The organism is Flavonifractor sp., from assembly GCF_019422385.1.
GTDB classification, from domain to species: Bacteria; Bacillota; Clostridia; order Oscillospirales; family Oscillospiraceae; genus Flavonifractor; species Flavonifractor avistercoris.
On the sequence record NZ_JAHZDL010000147.1, the window covers coordinates 1 to 3,010 of the forward strand.

Sequence of the window (3,010 nt, forward strand, 5' to 3'; positions counted from 1 at the left end):
GGCCGGGTCTTGGCCCGGTTCAGGTCGGCGGCCAGCCGCTTGAAGAGGATCTCGTTGACCAGGGAGGATTTGCCGGAGCCGGACACGCCGGTGACACAGGTGAAGGTGCCCAGGGGGATGGACACGTCCACGTTCCGCAGGTTATTCTCCGCCGCGCCCCGGATGGTGAGGAAATTTCCATTGCCCTTCCGACGCTCGGTGGGCACGGGGATCTTCTTCCGGCCCGACAGGTAGTCGCCGGTGATGGAGCCGGGGGTGTTCATGACCTCCTCGGCGGTGCCGCAGGCCACCACCTGGCCGCCGTGGACGCCGGCGCCGGGGCCGATGTCCACGATGTAGTCGGCGGCGCGCATGGTGTCCTCGTCGTGCTCCACCACCAGCAGGGTGTTGCCCAGATCCCGCAGGTGCTTCATGGTGTCCAGCAGCATGTCGTTGTCCCGCTGGTGCAGGCCGATGGAGGGCTCGTCCAGGATGTAGAGCACCCCCATGAGGGAGGAACCGATCTGGGTGGCCAGGCGGATGCGCTGGCTCTCGCCGCCGGACAGGGTGGCGGCGGCCCGGCTCAGGGTCAGGTACTGGAGCCCCACGCTCTGGAGGAAGCCCAGCCGGCTCTTGATCTCCTTGAGGATCCGGCCGGCAATCATCATCTTCTGCTCGCTCAGCTCCAGGTGCGCGATGAAGTCCAGGGCCTCGGTCACCGACTTGTGGCAGAAGGTGTCGATGTTGATGTCCCCCACCGTGACGGCCAGGGCCTCCTTGCGCAGGCGCTTGCCGCCGCAGTCGGGACAGGGGTGCTCGGCCATGCACTCCTCCAGCTCCCGCCGCATGGCGTCGCTCTGGGTCTCCTTGTAGCGGCGCTCCAGGTTGTTGACCACGCCCTCAAAGGCCTGCATCAGGGTGCCCTTGCCGTTGGCCCGGTCATAGGTCAGCTTCAGCTTCTCCCCCTTGGTGCCGTAGAGGATCACGTCCATGACCTCCGGGGGAAGCTCCTCCACCGGGGTAGTGAGCTTGAAGCCGTACTGCTTGGACAGGGCGTCGAAGTACATCCGGGAGATGGAGTCCCCCTTGATGTTGTTCCAGCCGGAGGCGGTGATGGCCCCGTCCAGGATGGACAGCTTCTTGTTGGGGATGATCAGGTCGGGATCCACCTTCAGCTGGGAGCCCAGGCCGGTGCAGGTGGGGCAGGCGCCGAAGGGGTTGTTGAAGGAGAACATGCGGGGGGACAGCTCCTCGATGGAGATGCCGCAGTCCTCACAGGCGTAGTTCTGGGAGAACAGGATGTCCCGGTCTTCGTTCACGATGTTGATCACCACCAGGCCGCCGGCCAGGGCGGCGGCGGTCTCCACGCTGTCGGTGAGGCGGCGGTGGATGTCCTCCTTGATCACCAGGCGATCCACCACGATCTCGATGTTGTGCTTCTTATTCTTGTCCAGGGGGATCTCCTCGGTGAGATCGTAGAGGGAGCCGTCGGCCCGGCAGCGGACGTAGCCTGACTTGCGGGCGTCCTCAAAGATCTTCTGGTGGGTGCCCTTCTTGCCCCGCACCACCGGGGCCATGACCTGGATGCGGGTGGCCTCGGGCAGGGCCATCACCTGGTCGATGATCTGGTCGATGGTCTGCTGCTGGATCTCCTTGCCGCACTTGGGGCAGTGGGGGGTGCCCACCCGGGCCCACAGCAGGCGGAGGTAGTCGTAGATCTCCGTCACCGTGCCCACGGTGGACCGGGGGTTCTTGGAGGTGGTCTTCTGGTCGATGGAGATGGCGGGGGACAGGCCGTCGATGTAGTCCACGTCGGGCTTCTCCATCTGGCCCAGGAACATGCGGGCGTAGGAGGACAGGGACTCCACATAGCGGCGCTGGCCCTCGGCGTAGATGGTGTCAAAGGCCAGGGAGGACTTGCCGGAGCCGGACAGGCCGGTGAGCACCACCAGCTTGTCCCGGGGGATGTCCACGTCGATGTTTTTCAGGTTGTTCTCCCGTGCGCCTTTGACGAAAATATGGTCGAGCATAGAATCGGTTTCTCCTTTTGCAGTGGCAATCGGCCCGAAGGGCCGGAGTTAAAGCAGTGGTGCAGACAGCCAGCAGGACGCCCAGTCACTCCGCCATCTCAGTAACCGAACACCTTGGCCACATCCCCCAGCATGTCCCGGATGGGCAGGCCGTAGGGGCAGCGCTTCTCACAGGCGCCGCACTGGACACAGGAGCTGGCGTGATAGGTCATGGCCTTGTACCGGGCCTTGGCCCAGTCGGCCAGACCGTACTTGCGGGTGTAGTTGGCCATGAGGAAGCAGCTGGGGATATCAATACCGGTGGAGCAGGGGGCGCAGTAGCCGCACCGGCGGCAGAACTGGGTGCCCAGCTCCTTGCGGACGGCGGCGCACTGCTCCTGCTCCGCCTCGGTGAAGGGGGCTTCCAAATCTACGGCGGCGTTGCGGTCCACCTCCTCGGGGGAGCCCATGCCGGGGATGGAGATGTCGATGACGCCGGAGGCGGCGATGTACCGCAGGGCCAGCTTCCAGTCGTCCAGATTGCCGCCGGCCATGGGCTTCATGGCGATGGTGCCCATGCCCTTCTCCCGGGCCAGGGCCAGCACCTCCTTGCCCTGATCCTCCACGATATTATAGGGGAACATGACGGTTTCCAAACGGTCAGAATACTGCTCCACCAGGATTTTCAGCGCGTCCGCGTTGTGGGCGGTGACGCCGATGTGGCCGATCTTCCCGGCGGCCTTGGCCTCCGCCAGGGCCTCGTAGGCCCCGTCAGGACCGAACACCTTCTCGATGTCCTTCTCCGGCAGGTTGTGGAGCTGGTAGAGCTCGATGTGGCCGGTGCGCAGGTTGGACAGGCTGGTCTCGATGTCCCTGGCCATGCCCGCCTTGTCCCGGGCCATGCTCTTGGTGGCCAGGATGAACTTGTCCCGGCGGCCCTCCAGCGCCGCGCCCAGATACTCCTCGGACACGGTGTAGCCCCGGGCGGTGTCGATGTAGTTGATGCCGTACTCCTCCAGCTT

At 64.9% G+C, this 3,010-nt stretch carries 2 protein-coding genes; both read right to left on the minus strand.

Annotation, left to right across the window (positions count from 1 at the left end; translation table 11 throughout):
• Positions 1-2,009: excinuclease ABC subunit UvrA (gene uvrA, locus QZ378_RS12550; RefSeq protein WP_291258508.1), on the minus strand; the 2,009-nt coding region annotated here is incomplete at its 3' end.
• Positions 2,010-2,107: 98 nt separating this feature from the next.
• A partial coding sequence (locus tag QZ378_RS12555) for an aldo/keto reductase (protein WP_291258509.1) occupies positions 2,108-3,010 on the minus strand: 903 nt, incomplete at its 5' end.